Source organism: Streptomyces sp. NPDC060184, from assembly GCF_042728795.1.
GTDB lineage: Bacteria > Actinomycetota > Actinomycetes > Streptomycetales > Streptomycetaceae > Streptomyces.
Window position 1 is genome coordinate 1 of the sequence record NZ_JBHWYX010000057.1, and the last position, 23535, is coordinate 23535.

Genomic DNA, 23535 nt, shown 5'->3' on the forward strand with positions numbered 1-23535 from the left:
ATGCCGGTGCCGGACGCGCCGTTGAAGTCGTCGCTCCAGGTGAGGGTGAAGCCCGACGGCGGCGCCGGTACGGACGCCTCCGCGGTCGCCGTCCCCCCGAGGGCTGCCGCCACCGTGAGCGCGACGGCGGGAAGCAGTCTGAGCGCTCTCGTCCATCCTCCACGCTGCGGCCTGGTCCTGTTCACGTTCATACGTCCGACCTCCGGGAGTTGGGCTGCTGTCGCGGGTCCGTCACGGCGCCTTCGACGGGACATCACCGGGCGCGCGGAGCCGGCGCGGGTCAGAGCGCACCCGCCGGGCCGGACACCCGGAAATGTCATGTACGCAGCTTGTCGATCAACGCGGCGTTCGACAAGACAGCTGACACACCAACCTCACGGAGCACACCCGTTTCGGAGCCCCCCAGCCCCTTACCCCGCGCGTCGCCGGCGTCGCGGGACGCGGCCGGGCCGTGGTGGACCTCCCGCACAGTGAGGTCCACCACGGCCCGGCCGGGAGCGGCGGGTACGGCTTGTCGAATCCGTACCCGCCCCGACTGTCAGCCCGCCACCGGTTCCGGCGGTACGACGCCGAACTCGGCTGCGCGTGCAGTGAGTTCGCGCCAGACCTTCGCGGCGACCGGCAGGCCCCTCTCGCCGCGCTCGACGGCCAGGGCCGCGCTCCGCTCGCCGGGGTAGAACACACCGGAGGCGTCGTCCGCCCGCGGCAGGCCCTTGAGGGTGGTGAGCGTGGAGTCCACGGCGGCGGTGAACGCCGCCGGGTCGCCGAACGCGGTCGGGTCCAGGGCGATGAGCAGCGCGTTCTGGCGGTGCTTGCGGCCCTTCGGGTCGTCCGAGTGGAAGGAGGTGAAGATCGGCGCGCCGACGAGGACGCTGGTGAGGAGTTCGAAGGCGATCGACATGCCGGAGCCCTTGGCGCCACCCAACGGCAGTGGCATGACGGCCTGTTCGGGGTCGGTGGTGGGGGTGCCGTCGGCAGTGGCCGCCGCGCCTTCGGGCAGCGGGGTGCCGCTCGCCCTGGCCTGGCGGATCTTTCCGAGGGCGATGGTGGCGGTGGCCATGTCGAGGACGAGCGGCGCGTGGGCGTCGGCCGGTACGGCGATGGCGAGCGGGCTGGTGGCGACGGCGGCGCCCTTGACGCCGGTGTAGCCCATGTTGGGCATGCCGGAGACGAACCCGATGCCGATGAGGCCCTGTTCGGCGATCTTCGACACGTAGTAGCCGATGGCGCCGGTGTGGACGGTGCGGCGGACGGCGACGGCGGCGAGGCCGTTGGTACGGGCGCGGCTCACCGCTTCACGGGCGGCGGCGGTGAGGGCCACCGGGCCGGGCGCGTGGTCGGCGTCGACGACCGTGGCGGCCGGGGTCGAGGACTCGACGGTGAGCTCGGCCTTGGCGTTGGCCACGCCCTTGGCGAGCAGGTCGAGGTAGGCGGGGACGCGGGCGATGCCGTGCGAGTCGACGCCGCGCAGCGCGGCCCAGACGAAGACGTCGGCGGTGGTGCGGGCGGCCTCGGCTGCGAGGCCGCCCTTCTCCAGCAGGGCGGCGGAGAAGGTGCGCAGGTCTTCGGCCGGAACGAGGACCTTGCCGGGCTCGGGGGTGGGGCGGTCGTTCATGGTGGCGGTGCCTCCTGGGTCAGCGGGTGACGAGTACGTCGACGACGGCGGTGGTCCCGTCCGCGACGGCCTTGAGCGCGCGCTCCAGCGCGGGCGCGAGGGCGTCGGTGGTGTCGACGGTCTCGGTGTGCATCCCGAACGGCTCGGCGAACGCGGCGAGCCGGGGCAGCCGGTGCAGGTCGGTGCCGAGCCATTCGCCGGTCCGGGCGGCGGCGCCGTCGGGGTAGAACCTGCGGTGGTTGAGGTTCATCGACTTGTAGACGCGGTTGTTGAACACCACGACGAGCAGCGGTAGTCCGTACGCCTTCGCGGCGTCGTACGACTGGATCACCGGGTTGTAGGTGAAGGCACCGTCGCCGACCGTGAGGACCACCGGCTTGTCCCCGGCCGCGAGTTTGACGCCCAGGGCGACCGCGATGCCCTGTCCGAGACCGCCCTGCACGTAGAAGTACGAGTCGGGCTCGGAGGTCCGCAGGTGGCGCTTCACGGTCCGGCTGTGGGTGATGGTCTCGTCCACGACGATCCCGCCGGTCCCGTCGAGCAGCCGGCGCAGGGTGGCGGCGACCAGGACCGGGTCCACACCCTCGCTCTCCTCGGCCTTCGCCTCGGCGGCGGCGACGGCCGCCCGCTCGAGGGCGTACCGCTCCTCCTGCGCGGCGCGGCGCAGGGCGACTGCGGCACGCTGGCTTTCGGTGAAGTCCTTTGCGCGCTTGGTGAGTTGGCGCAGAGTGTTGGCGACGCTGCCTTCGAGGTAGGCGTCGGCGAAGAGCACTTGGTAGACGATGTGCGGGCGCTGCGGCACCTCGTCGACGACGACGATCGTCGCCTTCGAGGGACGGCGGCTCGGCGGGTAGAAGGGGACGCGGCAGTTGACCAGGAGGATCAGGTCGGCTTCGTCCATCCAGGGGCCGATGTCGCTCCCGGCGTGCAGCGGGTGGGTGCGGGGGAAGTTGCCGCAGACGGCCGAGTCGGGTTCGACCACCGGGATGTTCCATGCCTCGGCGAAGGCGAGGAGCGCTTCGAAGCCGCCCGTCTCGCGGCCGGCCGTCTCCGTGACGATCACCGGGTTCTTCGCGTCGCGGATCAACTGGGCGACGGTGTCGACCTCTTCGGGCGAGCTGTGGGTGGAGCCGGGCGGGACGACCGGCTTGGCTTCCCGGCCGTCCCACTCCTCCAGGAGGATTTCCAGCGGGATGTTGAGGTAGGCCGGGCCCGCCGGTGCGCGCCAGGAGAGTTCCGCGGCGCGGGCGATCATGGTGGGCAGGGTGTGCACGCTGGCGGCCTCGGTGGCCCACTTCGTGAAGGGCTGGGCGACGCCGTGCGGGCCGCCCACGATTGAGAGGTTGCGGTACCACTGGCCGCCCGGATCCTGTCCGGGGCCGTCGCCGTAGGTGCTGGACTCCGAGGAGGTGACGACCATGGGGACGCCGGCGAGCAGCGCCCCGTGGATCGCCATGGAGCCCTGGAGCAGGCCCGGGGCCGCGTGCAGGAGGACTCCCTGCGGGCGGCGGGTGACGAGGCCGTAGCCGGTGGCCATGCCGACCGCGACCGTCTCGTGGGTGAGGTCGAGGTAGTGGGGGGCCGGGTCACCGTCGCGGTGACGCCGGGCCAGTGACTCCCACACCGGGGCCCATTCGGACCCCGATGAGCAGAAGAGGTAGTCGGCGCCGACGGCGTTGAAGGCGGAGACGACGGCGTCACCGCCGTCGACGCCTGGCGTGTTGCTGCTGTCCGTCATCTCAGGTGTTCCCTCAGCCCTCGACCGGCCAGCCGAGGACCTCGCTGATGCCGCGGCCCATCATCCATTCGAGCTCTTCGGGGGTGAAGTCCCAGTGCTTGGTGAACTGTTCGATGGTGTCGGTGTAGGTGATGCCGTGCCCGAGCAGGCGCGTGATGTCGGTGCCGTAGAAGCAGCGCTGCGGCCCCATCCTGTCGACCATCTCGCGGACGTACTTCTCGATGTTCTTGTTCGGGAAGGGCTCGGTGGAGTACCCGGGCAGGGCCGAGACCTTGACGTAGATGTTGGGGTGCTGGGCGAGGTCGGCGGTCTCGGAGACCCAGTAGCCGATGGCGTCGTCCACGCAGCGGGCCATGATGCCCATGTGGTCGATGATGATCTTCAGCTCGGGGTGCTTCGCGGCGATCTGGCCGAGCTCGCGCTTCCAGATGGGCGCGTGGACCATGGTGGGGACGCGGAGCTCCTCGGCGACCGGCCAGTACCAGTCGTTGGTGCCGTCGATCATCCAGTTGCGGTCCTGCGGCCGGTGGAAGGTGAGGCGGGTGCCCTTGATGTGCGGGTTCTGCGCGAAGTCCCGCAGCATGGCGGTGCCCTCGGCCTCGTTGTCCTGGGGGACGCGGGCCATGATGCCGAAGCGGTCGGGGTGCGCCTCGCAGGCTTCGAGGGCGTAGTCGATGCGGTTGCCCTCCCACGACGGCGGGAGGATGAGGGCGCGGTTGACGCCGGCCTCGTCCATCAGCTCCAGCGCCTCCTCGTAGCTGAAGGCCTCCTCGCGGTGGCCGTTGAGGCGGATGCGCTCGCGGGCTCCGGGGACCCAGGGGCGGTCCGGGGCCTCTTCCTTCCAGATGTGGATCTGGGTGTCGACGACGAACATGGGGAGCCTCTTCCGTTGCGGGGTGGGTGGTGTGCGTCAGACGTTAGAGCTGGTGGGGGCGTTTGCTAAGACCTCGGGAGCGCAACCAGTTGTTGCGCGGAACGGCAGGTCACGCCGGTGCGAACACGGCTTCGGCGATGTGCTCGGCGATCGCCATGGAGGCCGTGGCGGCCGGTGAGGGGGCGTTGCGCACGGCGGTGACGCGGCCGACCCGGTGGATGCGGAAGTCGTCCACGAGCGTGCCGTCCGGGTCGAGTGCCTGGGCGCGTACACCGGCGCCGCCGCGGACCACGTCGGCGGCGCCGACGCCGGGGACGTACGCCCCCGCGTCCTTCATGAAGGCCCTCGTGGAGAGCGAGCCCCGGTACTCCCTGACGCCGGTCCGCCAGTGCTGGGCGGCCATCCGCCAGGCACCGGGGTACGCGGCGAGCCGTGCCAGGTCCTTCACGGAGACGTCCGAGAGGCGGTAGCCCTCCCTGGCCAGCGCCAGGACGGCGTTGGGGCCGACCTCCACCGAGCCGTCGACCCGGGGGGTGAAGTGCACCCCGAGGAAGGGGTACCGGGGGTCGGGCACGGGGTAGATCAGGCCGCGCACCAGACCGGTGCGCTCCGGTCTGAGCAGCATGTACTCGCCCCGGAAGGGGACGATCCTGGGCGCCTTGTCGTCCCGCGCCAGCCGGGCGACGGAGTCGGACTGGAGTCCCGCGCAGAGGATCAGCCGGTCGACGCGGACCCGTTCCTCGCCCGAGGCGACCTCGATGCCGCCGGTCACCTCGGTGAGCGAGTCCACCGCGAACCCGAGCCGCACCCGGCCGCCCGCGGCCTCGATGTCCTCGGCGAACCGGCGGGCGACGGCCGGGTAGTCGGTGATCGCGGTGCGGGGCGAGTGGAGGGCCGCGATGCCTCCGGCGTGCGGTTCGATCTCCTTGATCTCGTCCTTGGAGATCTTCCGCAGGTCGGGCACGTGGTTGTTCCTGGCCCGCTCGTACAGGCCCTCCATGCGGCCGAGTTCGTCCTCGCGCACCGCGACGACGAGCTTGCCGATCTCCTGGTACGGCAGCTTGCGGTCCTGGCAGTACGCGCGCAGCAGGGCCACGCCCCGTACGCACAGGTCGGCCTTGAGGCTGCCCGGGGCGTAGTAGATGCCGGCGTGCACCACGCCCGAGTTGTGTCCGGTCTGGTGGACCGCGACCCGCCGTTCCTTCTCGAAGACGACCACGCGGGTGCCGGGGCGGCGCAGCGCGATCTCGCGGCCCGTCGCCAGGCCCACGATGCCGGCTCCGACGATGCCGATCGTTTCGTCTGCCATCGGCATCCTCCTCTCTTGCTGATGACGCTGGGTGGAACCCGATGATGCGGTGTGTCCGCGCCTCAGGAACCGAAGTGGAAGGCGACGGTCTTGACACGGGTGTAGAAGCGCAGGGCTTCGGTGCCCTGCTCCTTGAACGCGGAGCCCGAGTCGCGGAAGCCGCCGAAGGGGTGGTGCACGTCCCAGCCGGTCGTCGTGGTGTTGACGGCGACCTGCCCGCAGTCGGCCTCCTCGGCGAAGCGGTGGGCGGCGCTGAGGTCGCGGGTGAAGAGGGCGGCGGCGAGTCCGAAACCGGAGTCGTTGACCTCCTCGACGGCCTCGTCGAAGCCGTCGACGGCGCGGACGACGAGGACCGGTCCGAAGACCTCCTCGCGCCAGACGGCCATCTCGCGGGTCACGTCGCCGAGGACGGTCGGCAGGACCCAGCAGCCGTGGGCGTACGCCTCGTCCTTCGGGGTCTCGCCGCCCGCGAGGACGGTCGCGCCCTCCTGGACCGCGCGCGCGATGTCGGCGAGGACGCTCCGGCGCTGCCCGGTGCTGACGAGCGGGCCGACCGCGAGGGTGCCGGTCTCGCGGGAGCCGAGCCCCAGGGCGGCGACCGCGTCCAGCAGCAGGCCGGTGAACTCGGCGTACACGGAACGCTCGACGAGGACGCGGCTGGTGGCGGTGCAGCGCTGGCCGGTCTGGCCGAACCCGGCGGCGACCACCGCCTTCACGGCGGCCGTCAGGTCGGCGTCGGCGAGGACGACGGTGGCGTTCTTGCCGCCCAGCTCGCCCTGGAAGCGGACGTTGCGGTCGGCGAGCGAGCGGCGGATGGACTCGCCCACCGCGTTGGAGCCGGTGAAGGTGACGGCGGCGATGCGCGGGTCCTCCAGCAGCGGGGCGGAGAGGGAGCCGCCGCGGCCGGTGACCACCCCGAGCACTCCGGCGGGCAGCCCCGCGTCGTGCAGGGCACGCGCCAGGTGGAGCGCGGACATCGGGGTCTCGGAGGCCGGCTTGAGGACGACCGCGTTGCCGGCGGCGAGAGCGGGGGCCAGCTTGCGGGCCGGGGTGAGCAGCGGGTCGTTCCACGGGGTGATCGCGAGGACGGTGCCGAGGGGTTCGTGGTGGAAGCTGGTGCGCGTCGCGGGGCGGGCGTCGTGGACGAGCGTGCCGTAACCGGTGCGGGCGAGTCCGGCGTAGTACTCGAAGAAGTCGGCGGCCTTCTGGACCTCCCCGCCTGCCTCCTGGAGGGTCTTGCCGTTCTCGGTGACCACCGCGTCGGCGATGTCGTCGGCCCGCTCGCGCAGCAGCCGGGCCGCCTCGTGGAACACCCGGGCCCGCTCGAAGGGGCTGGTGCGCCGCCAGAGCGCGAAGCCCTTCGCGGCCTCGTCGTAGGCGCGGGTGACCTCCCGGGCACCGAGCGCGGGCACCCGGGCGACGGGGGTGCGGGTGTCGGACGGGTCGTGGACCTCCAGCCACGCGTCGGCCGCCACCCACCGTCCGCCGAGAAGGGTTTCCATGGTGCGCATCCGGATCATTGCTCCCGTCCCACCGCGGCTGTCGCGCACGGTGTGCAGATGTAACGGTGTGGTCGTCACGACAACACCGCATGTCCGCAGGGGTGACCAGGCCCGCGGCGGCAGACATTGCTTGCACGTCGCGCACGGGCCCCCGCGCGTGGTCTGTGCTGGAATCGGCACCGCCAAGAGGCCGTGACGACGAAGGAGGCAGCACCATGGCATTCGCCGTGATCGCCCATTACAGCTGTGAACCCGCCGACGAGGACACCGTGCGTGCCGCGCTGCTGAAGATGCGCGCGCACACGCTGGCCGAGCCGGGGAACCTCGGGTACGAGGTGCACGCGGAGGTCGACCGGCCGGGCGGTTTCGTTCTGTACGAGCGGTACGCCGACCGGTCCGCCTTCGACGCCCACGCGGCGGCGGACCACTTCGACGAGCTGATCGTCAGGACGGTACGGCCCCTGCTGACGGACCGTACGGTGACGTTCGCCCAGGTGCTGTAGCGCGTGCGGGGGCGGGGCGGGTACGGCGGCGGGGGCCGGGACGCGGAGGCGTTCTCCGGCCCCCGCCGCCGTGGGGTGCCACGCGGGAGGGCGGTCCACCCGCCGTGCGCCCGTGGCGCAGCCCCCGCCCGCCGTCGGCGGTCGCGCGGGCGAGCGGTTCACCCGCCGCGCCCGCGTGACCGGCCCCCGGATCAGAACTCGTTGCCCCAGCAGTAGCGGGCGAGGGTCTCCACCTGGACCAGCTTGCGGTGCTGGTCCTCGGCGCTCAGCAGCGGGCGGGAGGCCACGTCCGCGAAGCCGCGGGAGGGCGAGAGCGCCATGTCCTCCAGCTCCTTGACCTCGGCCGCCGCGTCGATGCGGGCCATCACCACGTCGATCTCCTCCATCGCCGCGGTGGTCGCGTCCACCGCTCCGAGGCAGGCGTCACGGTCCTCGGGGAGGGCGCGCAGCAGGTCGAGTTCGGCGTCGGTGCCCCGGTCGAGGGGGAGCACCCAGCGGTCGGCGGGGACCGCCGCGTACAGCCGTTCCGCGCGGGCGCGGTCCACCGCGCCGGGTGCGGCCCAGCCGGGTGCGACGGCGATCCGTACGCCCTCCGGGCGCTCGTCCAGCCGTACCGCGAGGGCGTCCACGGCGAGGGCGTCCTCGAAGGAGAGCGCGCCGGTCGCGCCGGGTGCGGTGGCCGTGTGGGTGAGCAGCAGCGGGTTGTTCAGCTGGATCAGGCGCACCCCCCGGGCGACCAGCAGCCGGATCTCCGCGTGGACGATCTCCGCCAGGGCCTCGCCGAGTTCGCGGGCCGAGGCGGGTCCGCCCGAGGCGGTCAGGGCCGGGTCGAAGGTGGTGGCGGCGAGGTACGCCGGGGAGGGCAGCGCGACCTTGGGGGCGACGACCGTGAGCTCGCCGAGCAGACCGGCCCACGCGGCGACCAGCGGTCCGTCGGCCTTGGGGAGGGCTTCGGCCACCCAGTGGGCGAGGCCGTCGCGCACCTCGCCGGTCCGCCGGAATCCGGTGACGTGGTCGAGAACGGCGCTGCGGAAGTCCTCGCGGGGCAGGTCGCCGTCGGTGACGACGGTGGAGCGCAGCCGGCGCTGGAAGACCACGGCCTCCTTGACGGCCGCGCGTTCGGCCTCGCGCAGGAGCTCGGCACCGGCCTCGCCCTCGGCGGCCCGCTCGCGGGCGGCCAGCAGGGCGGGCGGCCGGACCAGACTGCCGTGGTGGTCGATGCGGTAGTTGAACGTGTCCGCCATGGTTCAGGCGTCCTTTCCGGTGTTTCCGGCGCTTCCGGTGCTCGCCGCACTCCCGGCGCTTCCGGCGTTCTCGGTGCTTCCGGCGGTCCCGGCCGGCTTGCCGGCGACGCCCCAGGCGGCGAACTCCAGTTCGTAGCCGAGGGCGGCGAGCGTCTCGTCGGCGATCCGCTGGTCCTCGTCGGCGGTGCCGCCGGCGATGCCGAGGCCGCCGATGATCTCCCCGTCCCTCTTGATGGTGACGCTGCCCTCGGTGGCGAGGATGGGCATCGCGGCGCCGGGGAGCTGGGAGAGCTGGGAGAAGAAGACCGGCTGGCTCTCCTGCCACTTCTTCAGCATCTTCCCGGGGCGCTGCATGACGGCCGCGGTGTAGGCCTTGGCGCGGGCGATGTCCGGGGTGAGCGGACGGGCCCCGTCCGGGCGGCGGATGGCGACGGGGAAGCCTCCGGCGTCCACCACGGCCACGCTCACCGCCTTGCCGAGGGCCTGGGCCCGCTCGTGCGCCTCGGCGATGATCTCTTCGGCGGCGGCGAGGGTGAGGGTGGTCATGCGGCTTCCTTCGGGGCGGTGAGGGTGCGGCGCAGCCGGGCGATGGCGGCGTTGTACGGCTCCGGGGTCTCCCAGTACATGGAGTGCGGGGCGCCCGGGACGATCTCCAGGTGCGAGCCTTCGAGCAGTTCGTGGGCGCGGGTGACCGTCTTGACGCTGAGCACCGCGTCCTTCTCGCCCGCGAGGAAGGCGACGGTGACGCCCGAGTCCCGTATCTCGTCCAGGCCGGGGCCGTCGGTGTCGAGGTTGCGCAGGTCCTGCATGGTGGCGGTGTTGAAGGTGCCCATCTGCTGGAAGAGGAAGGTGAGGTCCTTCCGTTCCCGCTGGAACTCCTTGGTCAACAGCCGGTCGATGACGGGGAGTTTCACGGCCTCGGCGCGGTCGGCCGCGGCGAGTTCCGTCAGCTCGGGGTGGCTGATGCCGCCCAGCGAGTGGCCGAGGACGACCGAGCCGACGCGCTCGGGGCGCACCAGGCCGGCGCGCAGGGCGGCGACGGAACCGATGGACTGGCCCACCAGCATGACATCGGTCAGGTCCTCCTGGTCGAGCACGGCGACGACGTCGCCGTAGAAGGCCTGGCCGTCGAACTCGGTCTGCGGGGTGGCCAGTTCGGTGCGTCCGAAGCCGCGCAGGTCGAGCGTGACGACGGTGAACTCCGCACGGAGGGCCGCTACTTGTTGCCACCAGGCGGCGTGGTGGCCTCCGGAACCGTGGACGAACACGATGGCCGGGCCGCTTCCGTGGCGTTCGTAGTAGAGGGACGCTCCGTCTGAATCGACGTAGGGCATGGAGGTTTCTCCTGGTCGCAGAGGATCAGTTGGGGCGCTTGCCGTGGAAGACGAGCTCGATCATGGTGTGGTCGGGGTCGTGGATGTAGCAGAACTTCGACTGGTTCTCGGGGCGTTCGATGGGGCGGGTGTGCCGGATGCCGAGATCGGCGAGGTGCTCCATGAAGTCGTCCCAGTCGTCGACCTCGACGGCGAAGTGGTAGGGCGCCATCCGGTCCATGTCCTCGACCGGGGTGAAGTGGAGGTCGAAGTTGCCGCGGGTCATCAGCACCACGCGGGTGTTGGACTTCGGCATGATCCGCTTCATCCCGAAGACCCGGGCGTACCACTCGGCGGTCCGGTCGGGGTCGGTGGTGGGGAAGTTGACGTGGTGGATGTAGCGGGGTTCCTTGCTCACGGGGTGCTGCCTTTCGGGGAGTTCGGGTGGGAGCTCCGTTCCGCCCGGGGGCGGTCGGGCTCGGCCAGGACGGTGTTCGACAGGACGCCGATGCCGCTGATCTCGACGTCGACCGTGTCGCCCGCCTCGATCTGGCCGGTGGATTCGGCGCCCATCCACAGCACGTCGCCGGGGTGCATGGTGATGTGCCGGGTGATCTCGACCATGAAGTCGTAGGGGTCGAAGACCATGTCGCCGGTCGGGAAGAGAGCGCGGGTCTCGCCGTTGACGCGCAGCGTGGTGGTCTGCGCCAGGGCGTCGACGTCGGTCTCGATCCAGGGGCCCATCGGCTTGAAGGTGTCGCTGTTCTTGGCTCGCCAGAAGGTGCGGTCCTCGTGCTGCCAGGTGCGGGCGCTGACGTCGTTGCCGATGGTCCAGCCGAAGACGGCGTCCCGCGCCTGTTCGTACGTGGCGTGCCTCAGCGTCCTGCCGACGATCGCGACCAGTTCGGGTTCGGCCTCGAACCGGCCGCGTATCCCGGCGGGTTTCACGATCGCCGTGCCGTGGCCGGTCAGCGCGTTGTTGGCGCGGTAGCCGGCCTCGGGGCGCTCCGGCACGACTGCGGCCCTGTCGCCGAGGAGCCGGGCGTGCTCGATGTGGCGCGGATAGTTCATTCCGGCGGCGTAGAAGACGGGCGGGACGACGGGCGGCAGCCAGTCGGCTTCGGCGAGCGGGATCGTTCCGATGACGGTGGGGTCGCCGTCCAGCGGGGAGTCGGAGAGCAGGCGTACGGAGTCGTCCTCCACGCGGCCCCAGACGGCCCGGCCGCCCACCCTGACCCGGGTGTATCGCATGGCGGCTCAGTCCGTCAGCAGGTGGGAGACGCGCTTGGTGACCAGGTAGGCGTCCAGGCCCTCGGGGCCGCCCTCGCGTCCGTAGCCGCTGGCCTTGACTCCGCCGGAGGGTGCCTCGTGGACGGATCCGCCGCAGTGGTTGATGGAGAGGATGCCGGCCTCGAACTCCCGGGTGAGGCGCTCGGCGGTGGCGGCGGAGCGGGTGAAGCCGTACGCGGCGAGGCCGTAGGGCAGCGCGTTGGCGATCCGCAGGGCCTCGTCGAGCTCGCGGAAGGCGACGACGGGCGCGAGCGGGCCGAAGGGCTCGTCGGACATGAGCGCGGCGTCCTCGGGGACGTCGGTGAGGACGGTGGGGGCGAAGAACCAGCCCGCGCGGTCGAGGCGTTCGCCTCCGGTGCGGATCTTCGCGCCCTTGGCGACGGCGTCGGCGGTGAGTTCCTCCATCGCCCGCAGACGGCGCTCGTTGGCGAGCGGCCCCATGGTGACGCCCTCGTCGAGCCCGTCGCCGACGACGACCGCCTCGGCGGCGCGGACGAACTCCTCGGTGAACTCCTCGACCAGGCTCTCGTGGACGAGGAAGCGGCTGGGCGAGGTGCAGACCTGTCCGGCGTTGGCGAACTTGGCGGCGGCGGCACGGCGTGCGGCGGTGACCGGGTCGGCGTCGGCGCACACGATGACCGGTGCGTGGCCGCCGAGTTCCATGAGGGACGGCTTCATCTCGGCTCCTGCGGCAGCGGCGAGCAGCTTGCCGACGGGCACCGAGCCGGTGAAGGCGACGAGCCGGATGGCGGGGTGCGCGATGAGGTGGGCGGAGACCTCGGCGGGCTCGCCGAAGACCAGGTTGAGCACGCCCGCGGGCAGCCCGGCGTCCTCGAAGCAGCGGACCAGCGCGACGGCGGTGCCGGGGGTCTCCTCGGAGGCCTTGATGACGAGGGAGCAGCCGGCCGAGAGCGCCGCGGCGATCTTCCGCATCGGTGAACCGGCGGGGAAGTTCCACGGGGTGAAGGCGGCGACCGGGCCGATGGGCCTGCGGCGGACGGAGAGCAGGGTGCCGTCCTCGGAGGGAATGATCCGGCCGTAGGCGCGGCGGGCGTCGTCGGCGTCCCAGCGCAGGGCTCCGGCGACCCGCTTCGCCTCTCCTGCGGCTTCGCGCAGCGGTTTGCCCTGTTCCCGGGTCATGATGCGGCCGACCTCGTCGGCGCGGGAGACGAGCAGCCCGGCGGCCTTGTGGAGGATGGCGGTGCGCTCGGCTATCGGGGTGTCGCGCCAGAGCGCGAAGCCGGTGGCCGCCGCTTCGGCGGCGCGGTCGAGGTCGGCGGTGGTGGCGAGCGGGACGTGTCCGATCACGGTCTCGGTGGCCGGGTTCACGACCGGTACGGTCGCTCCGGCCCCGCCCTCGCACCATGCTCCCGCTATGTACATGCGGATGGCGGGGTAGTCGTCGTGGGTCGTCATGGGTGCGTGTGCCCTCTCACGCTCGGCGGGTGGGTGTCGGGAGGCGCTGGGTGCCGGTGCACGGCGGGTGCCGGGAGGCGGCGCGTGCCGGGAGGCGGTGTCCGGGCCCGTCAGGAGGCGGGGTTCTGGGAGGCGTCACGGGACGTGCGCAGGGTCCAGATGTGGTGCGGAGGGGTGGTCTCGTGGACGCGGGTCTCGTACGAGGCGTCGACGCGGTCCATGTCCGCGGCGTACTCGACACGCCCGCCGCAGGGGGCGTGGACGAAGCGGAAGACGTTGGAGCCGACGGTGTGCCGGCCGAGCCTGCGGGCTTCCTGCCAGCCCTGGGCGATCATGTGGTTGCCGCCCTCGATCACGTCGTCGAACCCGGGGACCTCGTAACTGACGTGGTTGACCCCGGCCCGGTCCGGGCGGTGGCAGAGCAGGAAGTTGTGCTGGTCGTCGTCGCCCTCGCACTGCATGAAGGTGCCCATCGGCTTGACGACGTCGGTCGCCCGGAAGCCCAGCCGGTCGAGGTAGAAGGCGACGGCCTCCTCCTGCCCGGCCTTGGGGATGTTGAGGGCGACGTGGCACATGCGCAGCGGCCTGACCCTGCCGACCGGTCCCAGCGGGGTGTTCCAGCGGCGCACCCTGCCGGAGGTGTTGGCCTCGCGCGGTCCGTCGGCCGTGTCGGGCGCCTTGGGCCGGGCGAGGGTGAGGCCGAGGCCGAAGCCGGTCTCGTCCCGGGTGCGGTGCACCCCGTCCCCGGCGAGGGTGACCTCGCGGTCGACGGCGACCCGGGCGACGAGCTTCGCCAGTTCCGCCTCGGTGTCGACGCCCCAGACCACCTCGCGGAGGGTGGGGCCCTCCTCCAGGGCGGGCGGCAGGGAGGGATCGGGGTGGGTGTCGAGATGGAGCGTCTGGCCCGCCAGGGTCTCGAACGTGGCCCGGGTGGCGGTGCGTGTACCCGGGGTCAGCCCGAAGTCCGTGAAGAAGCGGACGCAGGCGTCGAGGTCGTCGATGCCGTAGGTGACCGACTCTATTCTCTGAATTCCCATGAACTCCTCGTTCCGCGGGCCGCGGGACGCCTTTCGGGCGCCCGACACCGGCCCGGTCAGCCTAGAAATCGGGACGCACGGCCTCAATGACCCGGCATGCCGAATGGTGCAATCATTTCTTGCGCGGACGGTCGCGTCGGCCGGTTGCCTCCGGGCGCCCCGTGCCTCACATGGCGGGAATCGGGTTCTCCGAGAACCACGTGGAGAGGAATTCGAGGAACACGGTCACCTTGCGCGGTGTCTCCTGGCCGGGGCCGTAGATCGCGTACAACGGCCGGTCGGGCACCGCGAGTTCGGGCAGCAGCACCCGGAGCGCACCGGAGAGCAGGTCGTCGTAGGCCGGCCGCTGCGGGAGCAGGGCGATCCCCCGGCCGTGCACGGCCGCCTTCTGCAGCGCGATGTAGGAGTTGGACGAGAACGCCACGTTGCGGATCTTGTGCAGGGTGCTCGCGTGGCCGTGCCCGACGCGCCAGACGGGATCGTTGACGTGGACCAGGCAGTCGTGGACGGCGATGTCGTTCGGGTGGCTCAGCGTCCCGTGCCGCTCCAGGTATTTCTCCGACGCGCACAGCACGAAGGGCAGCGAGGCGATTTTCTTCAGGCGAACGCTGGAGTCCCGCAAGTCCCGCGTGTGGAAAGCGATGTCGAATCCGCCGTCCAGGAAATCGTAGGTGCGGTCGGAGATTCCGCCCAGCTCGAAACGGACGACGATTTTCGGATGGGCGACGGAGAACGCCGAAATGGCATCACCGAGATCGAGGCTGCCTATCCATTTCGGGCAGATGATGTTGAGCGTTCCCTCCGGCCGGTCGTGGAGCTGCGCGATGTGCGCGTCCTCGGCGGAGATCTCCTCCAGGATGCGCGCCGCGAACTCGGCGTAACGGAGTCCGGGCTGGGTGAGGCTGACGGAACGGGCCGTGCGGTTGACGAGACGGACCCCGATCTGGCGTTCCAGCTCGGCGACGTGGCGTGAGACGAGTGACCCCGAGGAGCTCAGCGCTTTGGCCGCCCCGCTGAAGCTGCCGATGTTGGCGACGGTCACGAAGCTGCGCATGAGGAGCAGACGGTCCATGGTGGTACCTCCGGCCGTCCACGGCCCCGGTGGTGGCGGGGCCGTGTGTGGCGGGTTGTGCGGGCGGAGCCTCCGCGCGGCGCTCCGGAACGGGGATCACTCAGTGGGTGCGCGGAAGAGGACGTGCCGGAACGGGGTGTCCCGGAACGAGATGGGCCGGACGGTGTCGCGGGCCCGGGTGCCCGGAGTCCGGCGGGTGCCTTCGATCGCCCGATCGGGGGGCCGCCCGGCGCGGACTCAGGGGCAGTACTGCGGAGCCTTGTCCAGGTTGTCCTTGGTGACCAGCAGGATCGGCGTCTTGTCGATCTTGCTGATCTTCTTTTTGTCGAGCAGTCCTATCGCATTGTTCACCGCGAGGGAACCCGTGCTCATGGCCGAGTTCGCCACGGTCGCGGAGAGTTCGCCCTTCTCGATCCCGTCGAGCCCCCGGTCGGTGCCGTTGACGGTGACGATCTTGACATCGGCACCGGCCGCCGTGAAGGCCGTACGGGCGGCGAGCGCCATCTCCTCGTTGGCGACGAAGGCGTAGCCGAGGTGCGGGTGCGCCTGGATCATGTTCTCCGCGACGTCCTTGGCCTTGGCCGCGTTGAACATGCCCGGCTGGTTCGCGACGACCTTCGCGGTGGCCGGCAGTGCCCCGGTGAATCCGGCGACCAGCATGTCGGAGGCGGCACCGGGGGCACCGGCGATCACGCCGACCTCGACGGACTTGCCCGCGGCGTCCTTCTCGACCCATCCGGCGTCCAGCGCGCCGACCGCGCCCAGGTCGACGACGACCGCGCCGAGGATCTGCGAGGGGTCGTCGGTGACGACGGAGGTGAGGAAGATCGGTATGCCGGCGCTCTTCGCCTTGGCGATGTCGCCCTTGAGCGCGTCGACGTTCACCGTCTGCACGATGAGCGCGTCGACGTTGCGCGAGATCATGTCCTCGATGTTGGACAGCTCGGTGCCGGGGTTCTGGTGCGAGTTGGCGGTGTAGATCTTCGCGTCGCCGTTCTTGGCGGTGTCCTCCACCGCCTTCTGCAGGCAGGTGTGGAACTCGGTGTCGCCGCCGTTGACGAAGCCGAGGGTGACGGCGTCGCCGCCCTGACCGGACTGGCCGCTGCACCCGCTGAGGGCCAGCGCGGCTCCCACGACGGTCGTGGCCAGCACTCTTCGCGGGTGGGTGGTCAGGCTCATGGTGTATCGCCTTTCGTGGTGTGCGGAGGACGTCGTTGGCCGTGCACGGACATCGAGGCGCGGTACGGGATGGCCGACCGCTCGACGGCGTACGTCAGTGGCGGGACTTCTTGTGGAGCTGGTTGGCGATCGCCGCGACGAGCAGGACCGAACCGACCGAGATCTGCTGGAAGTAGCTGGAGACCTGGAGCAGGTTGAGTGCGTTGGCGACGACGCCGAGCAGGACGACGCCGAGGGCGGTGCCGACGACGGTGCCGCTGCCGCCCGCGAGCGAGGTTCCGCCGATGACGACGGCCGCCACGGCGGTGAGCTGCAGGGTGAGTCCGCCCGTTCCGGGGCTGCTCGCGCCCAGCCGGGACAGCAGCATCAGTCCGGCGAGTCCGGCGAGGGTGCCGGCCAGCCCGTAGAGGAGGAGCTTGTTCCGGTCGACGCCGATGCCGCTGAGGCGGGCCACCTGCTCGTTGCCCCCGATGGCGAACGCGTCGCGGCCGAAGATGGTGAACCTCATGATCAGACCGGCCGCCACCAGCACCAGGACCGCCACGATCAGCAGGTAGGGAATGCCGAGGATCTTGCCGTTGCCCAAGGAGGAGAGGTGCGTGCCGATCGACACGCTCAGACCGTCCAGGACGAGCAGCGCGACCCCGTCCAGCAGGGTGGCCGTCGCCAGTGTGGCGACGAACGGTGCCACGTTCGTGTAGGTGACCACGAGCCCGTTGACGAGGCCGATGAGAGTGGCCAGGACGAGGGAGACGACGACCGTCACGGCGGTGGACTCGCCGTGGGCCAGCATCTGGGCGGCCACCGACGTGACGACGGCCGCGTTGCTGCCCATCGAGAAGTCCATGCCTCCGGCCGTCATGAGCAGGGTGAGACCGGCGGCGAGCACCGCGGACACGCTGACCTGGCGGAGGACGTTGATGAGGTTGGTCGAGGTGGCGAACGAGTCCGTCTCCAGGCTCGCGAAGACCACGACGACGATCAGCACCGCGAAGAGGCCCGCGTGCGGGACACCGAAGAGGGACCGCAGCGAGGTGCGTGCCCCGGAGACGGTGTCCGGGACGCCTTCCTTCGCTCGGGGCTGTACCGGGGGCGCTTCGAGGCTCACTTGCTCTGTCCTCCGAGGGCGAGGGCGACGAGTTGGTCGCGGGTGATGGTGTTGACGTCGTGTTCGGCGACCGCCCGTCCCCCGCTGACGACGATCACCCGGTCGGCGAGCCGCATGACCTCCTCGGCTGAGGAGGAGGCGAGCAGCACGGCGACACCGCGTGCGGCGAGATCGTCCACGAGGGTGTGGATGTCCGCGATGGCCGCGATGTCGACGCCGTTGGTGGGGTCTTCCAGGAAGCACGCGACGGGCGCGGTCTCCAGCCACTTCGCCAGCAGGACCTTCTGCTGGTTGCCGCCCGAGAGGCGGCCGACGGCGGGGTTGCGGTTCAGGGAGACGACTCCGTAGCTCTCCCGGAGCGGGGCGGCCCGGCGGGTGAGCGCGGACCGGCGCTGGAGGCGGCGCCGCTCCAGGCGGTCGCCGGCCAGCATCAGGTTCTCGTCCAGGGAGAGTTCCGGGATCAGGCCGAGGGCCCTGCGGTCGCCGGTGACGCAGCGCAGACCGCTGGCGAGCGACCGGGGTATCCGGCCGAAGGGTACGGGCCTGCCGTCCACCCTCATCTCGCCCGAGTCGGGGCGCCGACGGCCGGAGAGCAGGTCGAAGAGGCGGGACTGCGCGTCGCCGGCGGGGCCGAGTACGGCCACGATCTCGCCCTTGCGCACCTCGACCGCGAAGTCCTCGATGGCGCCGCCGTGCGTAAGCCCCCGGACCGCGAGGCCGGTCTCCCGCGAGGGGGCGGGGCGTTCGGGGCGGGTGGAGACGACGTCCCGGCCCACCATGTCGCGTACCAGCCCGGCGGCGTCGGTGCCGGCCGCCGGACCGCTGTGCGCGACCGCGCCGTCCCGCAGGACGGTGACGTGGTCGGCGACGGAGAGCACCTCGTCGATGTAGTGCGAGATGTAGACGACGGCCATGCCCTCGTCCCGCAGGGTCCGGACCAGCGCTCTGATCCGGTCGGCCGCCTCGGCGCCGAGGCAGGCGGTCGGCTCGTCGAGGATGAGGACCTTGCCGCCGCGCCGGACCTCGCGGGCGACCTCGACCATGGTCTGCTCCGCGACGGTCAGCCCGCCCGCGGTCCGCTCCACGTCGATGGTGATGCCGAGGTCGGCGAGGGCCTTGCGGGCCTGCTCCCGGACCGACTTCCAGGCGACGAACGCGCGGGGTGCGGGCAGGTCGCCGAGGAGGATGTTCTCGGCGACGGTCAGCTCCATGACCAGTTCGCGGCGCTGGGGTACGGTCGAGATGCCGAGCCGCCGGGCCTGCCGTGTCGTCAGGCCCGTGTGCGGCTGCCCGTCGATCTCGACGGTGCCGCCGTCCGCCTGGTGGACCCCGGCCAGTACCTGGACGAGGGTCGACTTGCCGGCCCCGTTCATCCCCATCAGGGCGTGGATCTCGCCCGGCCTGATGTCGAGGGAGACCCCTTTGAGGGCGGCGGCCCCGCCGAAGCTCTTGGTGAGGCCGCGGATCCTGACCACCGGCTCCCGGGGCGCCTCGACGACGGTGGTCATGGTGCTCCGGTGCGGCGCGGTACCGGGTATCACGTCACAACTCCCCTCGGTACGTCGGTCGGCGGGCGGAGTCACGGCTGGGACCGGTCCCCGTCGCCGGCGACGCGGGCGAAGCCGCGGATGTCGGGGAACGGCGGCTCGCGGTCGGCCTGGAGGTCCACCTGGAAGGTGTTCAGGCACATGCCGAGCATCGTGAAGTTGCCCAGCGAGCCGATGGCGTCGACCAGGCCCTGGGAGCCGAAGTGCTCGTGGGCGGCGGCGAAGGTCTCGTCGGAGACGAAGTGCTTCTCCAGCACCTCCTGGCAGAAGGTGTAGAAGGCGGTGTCCGCCGGGTCGTCGAACTCAGGGGTGCGGCGCTCGGCGATCGCGTCCACGGCGGCGGCCGGTACACCGGCCTCGATCGCCGCCTTGACGTGGGCGTTCCAGGAGTACTGGGCGTCCCAGTTGCGGGCGGCCATCAGGAGGGTCAACTCCCGCAGATGCTTCGGCAGGTCCGAGTCGAACCGGACGAACGCCCCCAGGGACTCGACGCGTTCGCAGAGTTCGGGGCTCTGGAGCCAGACCCGGAACGGTCCGCGCACCCCGCCGCGACGAGCGGTGATGCGGGCGTGGAGCTCCTGCTGGTGCTCGTTCATCTCTTCGGTACGGAGAACGGGGAGGCGCATGGCCGGTCCCTGCCTTTCGATCTGCGACACGAACTCGAAATGTGCGATGGCAGCAGACCGTACATCCGGCTGGTAGAGGCTCACCCTTCTCGGAATGCAAGGTAAAGGTGCGCATCCGGGGGCTCCCGGCGGGGCCCGTTTCCCATAACGTCGGACGACGCCTCTCGCCGTCGAAAGGGTTTGCGCATGAGCGTCATCGTCAAGGCCGCGTCCGTCCCGCTGCTGGACCGGGGAGGTTCGATCGTGACGACCCCGCTGGTCACGACCGTCTCGGCGGCCGGCGAGAATCTGATCACCAGCGGAATGAGCGTTTATCCGGTCGGTTCCGGGGCGCCGATGCACTCGCACAACTGCGACGAGCACGTGACGATTCTCGAAGGAGAGGCGGAAGTGGTGGTGGAGGGCTCCGTGACGCGTTTGGAGCGCTACGACACCACGTACGTCCCCTCACCCGTCCCGCACCTCTTCCGGAATGTCGGCGACACTCCGCTGCGCATCCTGTGGGTCTATACCTCCGGGACGGTGACGCGCACGTTCACCGACACCGGGGTGACGGTCGAACACCTCTCCGCGGAGGACCAGATGGGGCGCTGAGCGGGGTCGGCGCCGGGGCGGGGCCCACTCCCCGAACTGGCCGCGCCACACGCTGGGGCTGAGTCCGGTGGCGGCGGCGATCACCGGGCCCGCCATGGTCTCGGGCCGGACGCTGACGGGCATCATGCGCGTCGTGGCCACCAGGGCGTGGCCCACGGGTCCGGAGACCTTCACCCGGCGGTGGCTCCTTCCGTCACCGCCGTGCGCGCCCGGGCGACCACGACGGGCGATCCGTCCACCGGTGCCTGAAGGACGTCGGCCTCCACCCCGTACAACTCCCTCACCAGGGCGGCGGTCACGGTGGTGCGCGGGTTTCCCCGGGCGACGACACCGCCGTCCTTCATCGCGACGAGCAGGTCGGAGTAGCGGGCTGCCGCTGCCAGGTCGTGCTGGACCATGACGACCGTACGGCCGGCACGCGCGACCTCGCGGACGAGTTCCAGGACCTCCACGACGTGTCCCAGGTCGAGGGCGCTGGTGGGTTCGTCGAGCAGGACCACGGGGGTCTGCTGGGCGAGCACCATGGCGAGCCAGCAGCGCTGGCGCTGTCCGCCGGAGAGCCGGTCGAGCCGCTCACCGGCCAGCTCGGTGGTGCCGGTGGCCTCCAGCGCCTCACGCACCGCGTTCTCGTCCTCGCGCGACCATTGCCGCAGCAGGCCCTGGTGGGGGTGGCGGCCGTACCGTACGAGCCCCGCGACGGTCACCGCCTCGGGGGCGCGGGGCGACTGGGGCAGCAGGGCGACGCGGCGGGCGGCCGGGCGCCGGGCGAGCTCCCAGATGTCCGCGCCGTCGGCGTGGACCGTGCCGGACTCCGGCTGGTGGAGCCGGGAGAGGGCCCGCAACAGGGTCGACTTCCCACAGCCGTTGGGGCCGACGATCGAGGCGACCTGCCCGGCGGGCACGGTGAACCCCGCGTCCTTGACGACGGCGCGGCCGGGGTACGAGACGTGGAGCCCGCGGACTTCGAGGCCGCTCGGCGGGTTCCCCGCGGAGGTGTCCGGGCCGGGGGTGTCCGTGCGGGAGGTGTTCGTTCGGGGGGTGTTCATGCGGAGGGTGCTCATGCCTTTGCTTCCGTGCGGTCCGAGCGGAAGAGGACCCAGAGGAGGAAGGGTCCGCCGAGGACGCTGGTGACGACGCCGACGGGGAGTTCGACGGGGGCGGCGACGCGGGCGAGCGCGTCGGCCGCGGTGACGAGGGCGGCTCCGGCCAGGCCCGCGCCGAGGACCGGAACCCGGGTGGGCCCGGCCAGCCGCTGCGCGAGGACCGGGGCGCCGAGCGCGATGAAGGCGACCGGTCCGCCGACGCCGACGGCGACCCCGGCGAGCAGCACGGCCAGGACGAGTCCCGCGGCGCGTACCCGGCGCAGGTCGACGCCGAGCGTGGCGGCCATGTCGTCGTCGAAGCGCAGCAGTTGCAGGCGGTGTCCGGCCGCCAGTGCGAGCGGGACGAGGATGCAGAGGGCGATCAGCAGGGGCGTACCGGCTTCCCAGTCGCGCCCGTTGAGGCTGCCGACGGCCCAGAGGAACACCCCGCCCGCCGAGTTGTCGTTCTCGCGGGACATCACGAGGTCGCTGACGGCCCCGACGAAGGTGGAGACGCCGATGCCGGTGACGAGGACGCGGTAGCCCGCACTGCCGGCTCCGCCCGCGCAGAGCACGACGAGCGCGGCTGCGGCGACGGCGCCGACCGGGCCGAGCCACCACATGCCGACCATGCCGGTGGACGTACCGGCGGCTGCGGCGACGACGGCCGCCGTGGCCCCTTCGTTGACGCCCACCAGGTCCGGGGTGGCGAGGCGGTTTCCGGCGAGGGTCTGGGTGAGGCAGCCGGAGATGCCGAGCGCGGCGCCGACCATGATGCCGACGAGGACGCGGGGCAGCCGGAATTCCCGGACGACCATCACGGTGCCCGCGTCGCCGGTGCCCAGCAGTCCGGAGAGGGTCTGCGCCGGGCTCATGCCGGAGGAACTGGCCAGCACGGCGAGCGCGACCAGCAGCGCGAGGACCGGGACGAGAAGCGCAGCGACGAGCGCGCCGCGGCGCGGGAAGAGCCAGGAGAGGCCGCCGGTGCGCAGCACGGTGGAGTCGGGCGGGGTGAGGTCCGGCGGGGCCGGGTTCCGCCCGGGGAGGCCGGGCGCGGCGGGGCGGGGTTCGACGGGGCGGCGCTCGACGGGCGCGGGCCGGTTGCTGCCGGTCATGCGGTGGCCCCCGCGGTGGAGAGGCGCGACGAGCGGGCGATCCAGACGAGCAGGGGGCCGCCGACGAAGGCGAGGAGCACGCTGACCGGGGTCTCCCAGGGGCGGATGACGATCCGGGCGAGGATGTCGGCGAGGATCATGACGTCGGCGGCGATCAGTGCGGAGAGGACGAGTTGGGCGCCCATGGAAGCCCCGGCCAGGGCGCGTGCGGCGTAGGGCGCGAGCAGTCCGAGGAAGGCGATGGGCCCCGCGACCGCGACCGCGCACCCGGCGAGCAGCGACACGGCGACGGCCACCACGAGGCGGACGCGCCCGGGGTGGTGGCCGAGCGAGCGCGCTCCGTCGTCGCCGAGGCCGAGGGCGGCGAGCGGCCGGACGCAGCAGCCCGCGGTGAGCAGTCCGAGCGCCACCAGCGGTACGAGGGGCACCAGTTGACCGGTCTCGACACCGGCGAGCGAGCCGATGGTCCAGTAGCGGTAGGTGTCGAAGGTGGACTGGGTGCCCAGCAGGACGTACGAGGTGAGGCCGTGGAAGGTGGCGCTGAGCGCGGCACCGGCGAGCACCAGGCGCAGCGGTGAGCCAGCGGCCCGCCCGGAGGCGGCGAGCAGCAGGACGACCGCGCTCGCCGCCATGCCGCCGAGCAGTGCCCAGACCAGCAGGGCGCCGGAGGAGTCGGCGTGGAAGAAGGTGAGTCCGAGGACGACGGCGAACGCGGCGCCGGAGTTGACGCCGAGCAGCCCGGTCTCCGCGAGGGGGTTGCGGGTGGCGGCCTGGAGGAGGCAGCCGGCGGAGCCGAGGCAGAGGCCCACCAGGATCGCGGCGAGGGTGCGCGGGAGGCGTACGTCCATGACGGCGAGGCGCAGTTGGGCGTCGGCGCGGGCGGACGGGTCGCCCCAGAGGTAGTCCCAGGCGCGGGCGGGCGGGGTGGAGCCCGTGCCGGTCAGCAGGGAGGCGAGGACCAGGCCGAACAGGGCGACGAGGGCCACGGCGGCCCACCCGGCCGGACGACGTCCCCCGGCCTCCGCTCCGGCGGCCCGCCGGGACGGACGACGCGGGTCCCCGGCCTCCGCCTCGGCGGTCCGGGCCGGACGTGGGTCCTCGGCCTCCGCTCCGGCGGTCACCGCCGGACGCGGTCCCTCGGCCGCCACTCCGGCCCGATTCTCACGAAAGGCCCTGGATGTCCGGGTTTTCACCCTCCCTGGAGGGCCCCCTTGCGCATTGAACATATGGTTAGCCTAACCTAAGTAGCGAACGCCCCGGTCGAGGGAGTCCCCTGCCGATCCGGCCGGGATTCGTCGTGCCCGCACGCCGCCCGTCCCCCGTGGCGGGGCGTCAGCACCAGCCCGTTCCACCCTTCCCACGGAGGTTTCC

Annotated in this window: 22 protein-coding genes and 1 pseudogene; 2 read left to right on the forward strand and 21 right to left on the reverse strand. The window is 71.9% G+C overall.

Going from position 1 to position 23535, the window contains the following annotated elements; genetic code table 11:
* The 6 genes and pseudogenes from ACFWEE_RS28710 to ACFWEE_RS28735 all read right to left on the reverse strand — a co-directional run.
* Positions 1-191: pseudogene (locus tag ACFWEE_RS28710) on the reverse strand (hypothetical protein); the annotation flags it as partial.
* A gap of 347 nt (positions 192-538) precedes the next feature.
* Entirely contained in the window at positions 539-1615 is a 1077-nt protein-coding gene (locus ACFWEE_RS28715) for an Ldh family oxidoreductase (protein ID WP_386893438.1), read from the reverse strand.
* A 19-nt stretch (positions 1616-1634) separates the two neighbouring features.
* Complete coding sequence (locus tag ACFWEE_RS28720; protein ID WP_386893440.1) at positions 1635-3353, reverse strand: thiamine pyrophosphate-dependent enzyme; 1719 nt, start codon at positions 3351-3353, stop codon at positions 1635-1637.
* Between the two features lie 13 nt (positions 3354-3366).
* Positions 3367-4227: an amidohydrolase family protein gene (locus ACFWEE_RS28725; protein WP_386893441.1), complete on the reverse strand. Its 861-nt coding sequence runs from the start codon at positions 4225-4227 to the stop codon at positions 3367-3369.
* 109 nt (positions 4228-4336) lie between these two features.
* Positions 4337-5536 (reverse strand): L-2-hydroxyglutarate oxidase, encoded by a 1200-nt coding sequence (gene lhgO / locus ACFWEE_RS28730; protein WP_386893443.1) that lies wholly within the window; start codon positions 5534-5536, stop codon positions 4337-4339.
* A 62-nt stretch (positions 5537-5598) separates the two neighbouring features.
* Complete coding sequence (locus ACFWEE_RS28735) at positions 5599-7056, reverse strand: aldehyde dehydrogenase family protein (protein WP_386893445.1); 1458 nt, start codon at positions 7054-7056, stop codon at positions 5599-5601.
* A gap of 197 nt (positions 7057-7253) precedes the next feature.
* On the opposite strand from ACFWEE_RS28735, the gene ACFWEE_RS28740 reads away from it, so the two are divergent.
* The gene (locus tag ACFWEE_RS28740; RefSeq protein WP_386893447.1) at positions 7254-7541 is read left to right on the forward strand and encodes a putative quinol monooxygenase; all 288 of its coding nucleotides are present in this window, start codon (positions 7254-7256) and stop codon (positions 7539-7541) included.
* Positions 7542-7732: 191 nt separating this feature from the next.
* Here ACFWEE_RS28740 and ACFWEE_RS28745 read toward each other — a convergent pair whose 3' ends face one another.
* The 12 genes from ACFWEE_RS28745 to ACFWEE_RS28800 form a co-directional block, all read right to left on the reverse strand.
* Entirely contained in the window at positions 7733-8785 is a 1053-nt protein-coding gene (locus ACFWEE_RS28745; RefSeq protein WP_386893449.1) for a methionine synthase II (cobalamin-independent)-like protein, read from the reverse strand.
* Between the two features lie 3 nt (positions 8786-8788).
* A complete protein-coding gene (locus ACFWEE_RS28750) occupies positions 8789-9331 on the reverse strand; it encodes a heme-binding protein (RefSeq protein ID WP_386893451.1) in 543 nt (180 codons plus the stop codon).
* Positions 9328-10119: an alpha/beta fold hydrolase gene (locus ACFWEE_RS28755; RefSeq protein ID WP_386893452.1), complete on the reverse strand. Its 792-nt coding sequence runs from the start codon at positions 10117-10119 to the stop codon at positions 9328-9330. Before ACFWEE_RS28755 ends, ACFWEE_RS28750 begins: the two co-directional genes overlap by 4 nt.
* 25 nt (positions 10120-10144) lie before the next feature.
* Positions 10145-10516 carry a VOC family protein gene (locus ACFWEE_RS28760; RefSeq protein ID WP_327178965.1) on the reverse strand — a complete coding sequence of 124 codons (372 nt, stop codon included), beginning with the start codon at positions 10514-10516 and terminating at the stop codon, positions 10145-10147.
* Positions 10513-11349: a fumarylacetoacetate hydrolase family protein gene (locus ACFWEE_RS28765; RefSeq protein ID WP_386893454.1), complete on the reverse strand. Its 837-nt coding sequence runs from the start codon at positions 11347-11349 to the stop codon at positions 10513-10515. Before ACFWEE_RS28765 ends, ACFWEE_RS28760 begins: the two co-directional genes overlap by 4 nt.
* Positions 11350-11355: 6 nt before the next feature.
* Positions 11356-12804, reverse strand: a complete 1449-nt coding sequence (locus ACFWEE_RS28770) for an NAD-dependent succinate-semialdehyde dehydrogenase (protein ID WP_386893456.1) — start codon at positions 12802-12804, stop codon at positions 11356-11358.
* Positions 12805-12914: 110 nt separating this feature from the next.
* Complete coding sequence (locus ACFWEE_RS28775; RefSeq protein ID WP_386893457.1) at positions 12915-13841, reverse strand: VOC family protein; 927 nt, start codon at positions 13839-13841, stop codon at positions 12915-12917.
* A 166-nt stretch (positions 13842-14007) separates the two neighbouring features.
* Positions 14008-14913 carry a LysR family transcriptional regulator gene (locus ACFWEE_RS28780; RefSeq protein WP_386893459.1) on the reverse strand — a complete coding sequence of 302 codons (906 nt, stop codon included), beginning with the start codon at positions 14911-14913 and terminating at the stop codon, positions 14008-14010.
* 237 nt (positions 14914-15150) lie between these two features.
* A complete protein-coding gene (locus ACFWEE_RS28785; protein ID WP_386893460.1) occupies positions 15151-16092 on the reverse strand; it encodes a sugar ABC transporter substrate-binding protein in 942 nt (313 codons plus the stop codon).
* Between the two features lie 94 nt (positions 16093-16186).
* Positions 16187-17200, reverse strand: a complete 1014-nt coding sequence (locus tag ACFWEE_RS28790; RefSeq protein ID WP_386893462.1) for an ABC transporter permease — start codon at positions 17198-17200, stop codon at positions 16187-16189.
* The gene (locus ACFWEE_RS28795; RefSeq protein WP_386893464.1) at positions 17197-18708 is read right to left on the reverse strand and encodes a sugar ABC transporter ATP-binding protein; all 1512 of its coding nucleotides are present in this window, start codon (positions 18706-18708) and stop codon (positions 17197-17199) included. Before ACFWEE_RS28795 ends, ACFWEE_RS28790 begins: the two co-directional genes overlap by 4 nt.
* 71 nt (positions 18709-18779) lie before the next feature.
* Positions 18780-19373 (reverse strand): carboxymuconolactone decarboxylase family protein, encoded by a 594-nt coding sequence (locus tag ACFWEE_RS28800; protein WP_386893466.1) that lies wholly within the window; start codon positions 19371-19373, stop codon positions 18780-18782.
* A gap of 186 nt (positions 19374-19559) precedes the next feature.
* Between ACFWEE_RS28800 and ACFWEE_RS28805 the strand changes: the two genes are divergently transcribed.
* Entirely contained in the window at positions 19560-19967 is a 408-nt protein-coding gene (locus tag ACFWEE_RS28805; protein WP_386893468.1) for a cupin domain-containing protein, read from the forward strand.
* Between the two features lie 170 nt (positions 19968-20137).
* Here the strand turns inward: ACFWEE_RS28805 and ACFWEE_RS28810 are convergent, their stop codons facing one another.
* Genes ACFWEE_RS28810 through ACFWEE_RS28820 form a run of 3 tightly spaced genes read right to left on the reverse strand, consistent with a single transcriptional unit; the run spans position 20138 to position 23150 of the window.
* Positions 20138-21013, reverse strand: a complete 876-nt coding sequence (locus ACFWEE_RS28810) for an ABC transporter ATP-binding protein (RefSeq protein WP_386893498.1) — start codon at positions 21011-21013, stop codon at positions 20138-20140.
* A gap of 11 nt (positions 21014-21024) precedes the next feature.
* Entirely contained in the window at positions 21025-22164 is a 1140-nt protein-coding gene (locus ACFWEE_RS28815; RefSeq protein ID WP_386893470.1) for a FecCD family ABC transporter permease, read from the reverse strand.
* A complete protein-coding gene (locus tag ACFWEE_RS28820) occupies positions 22161-23150 on the reverse strand; it encodes a FecCD family ABC transporter permease (RefSeq protein WP_386893500.1) in 990 nt (329 codons plus the stop codon). The genes ACFWEE_RS28815 and ACFWEE_RS28820 overlap by 4 nt, the downstream gene beginning before the upstream one ends.
* Positions 23151-23535: the final 385 nt, after the last annotated feature.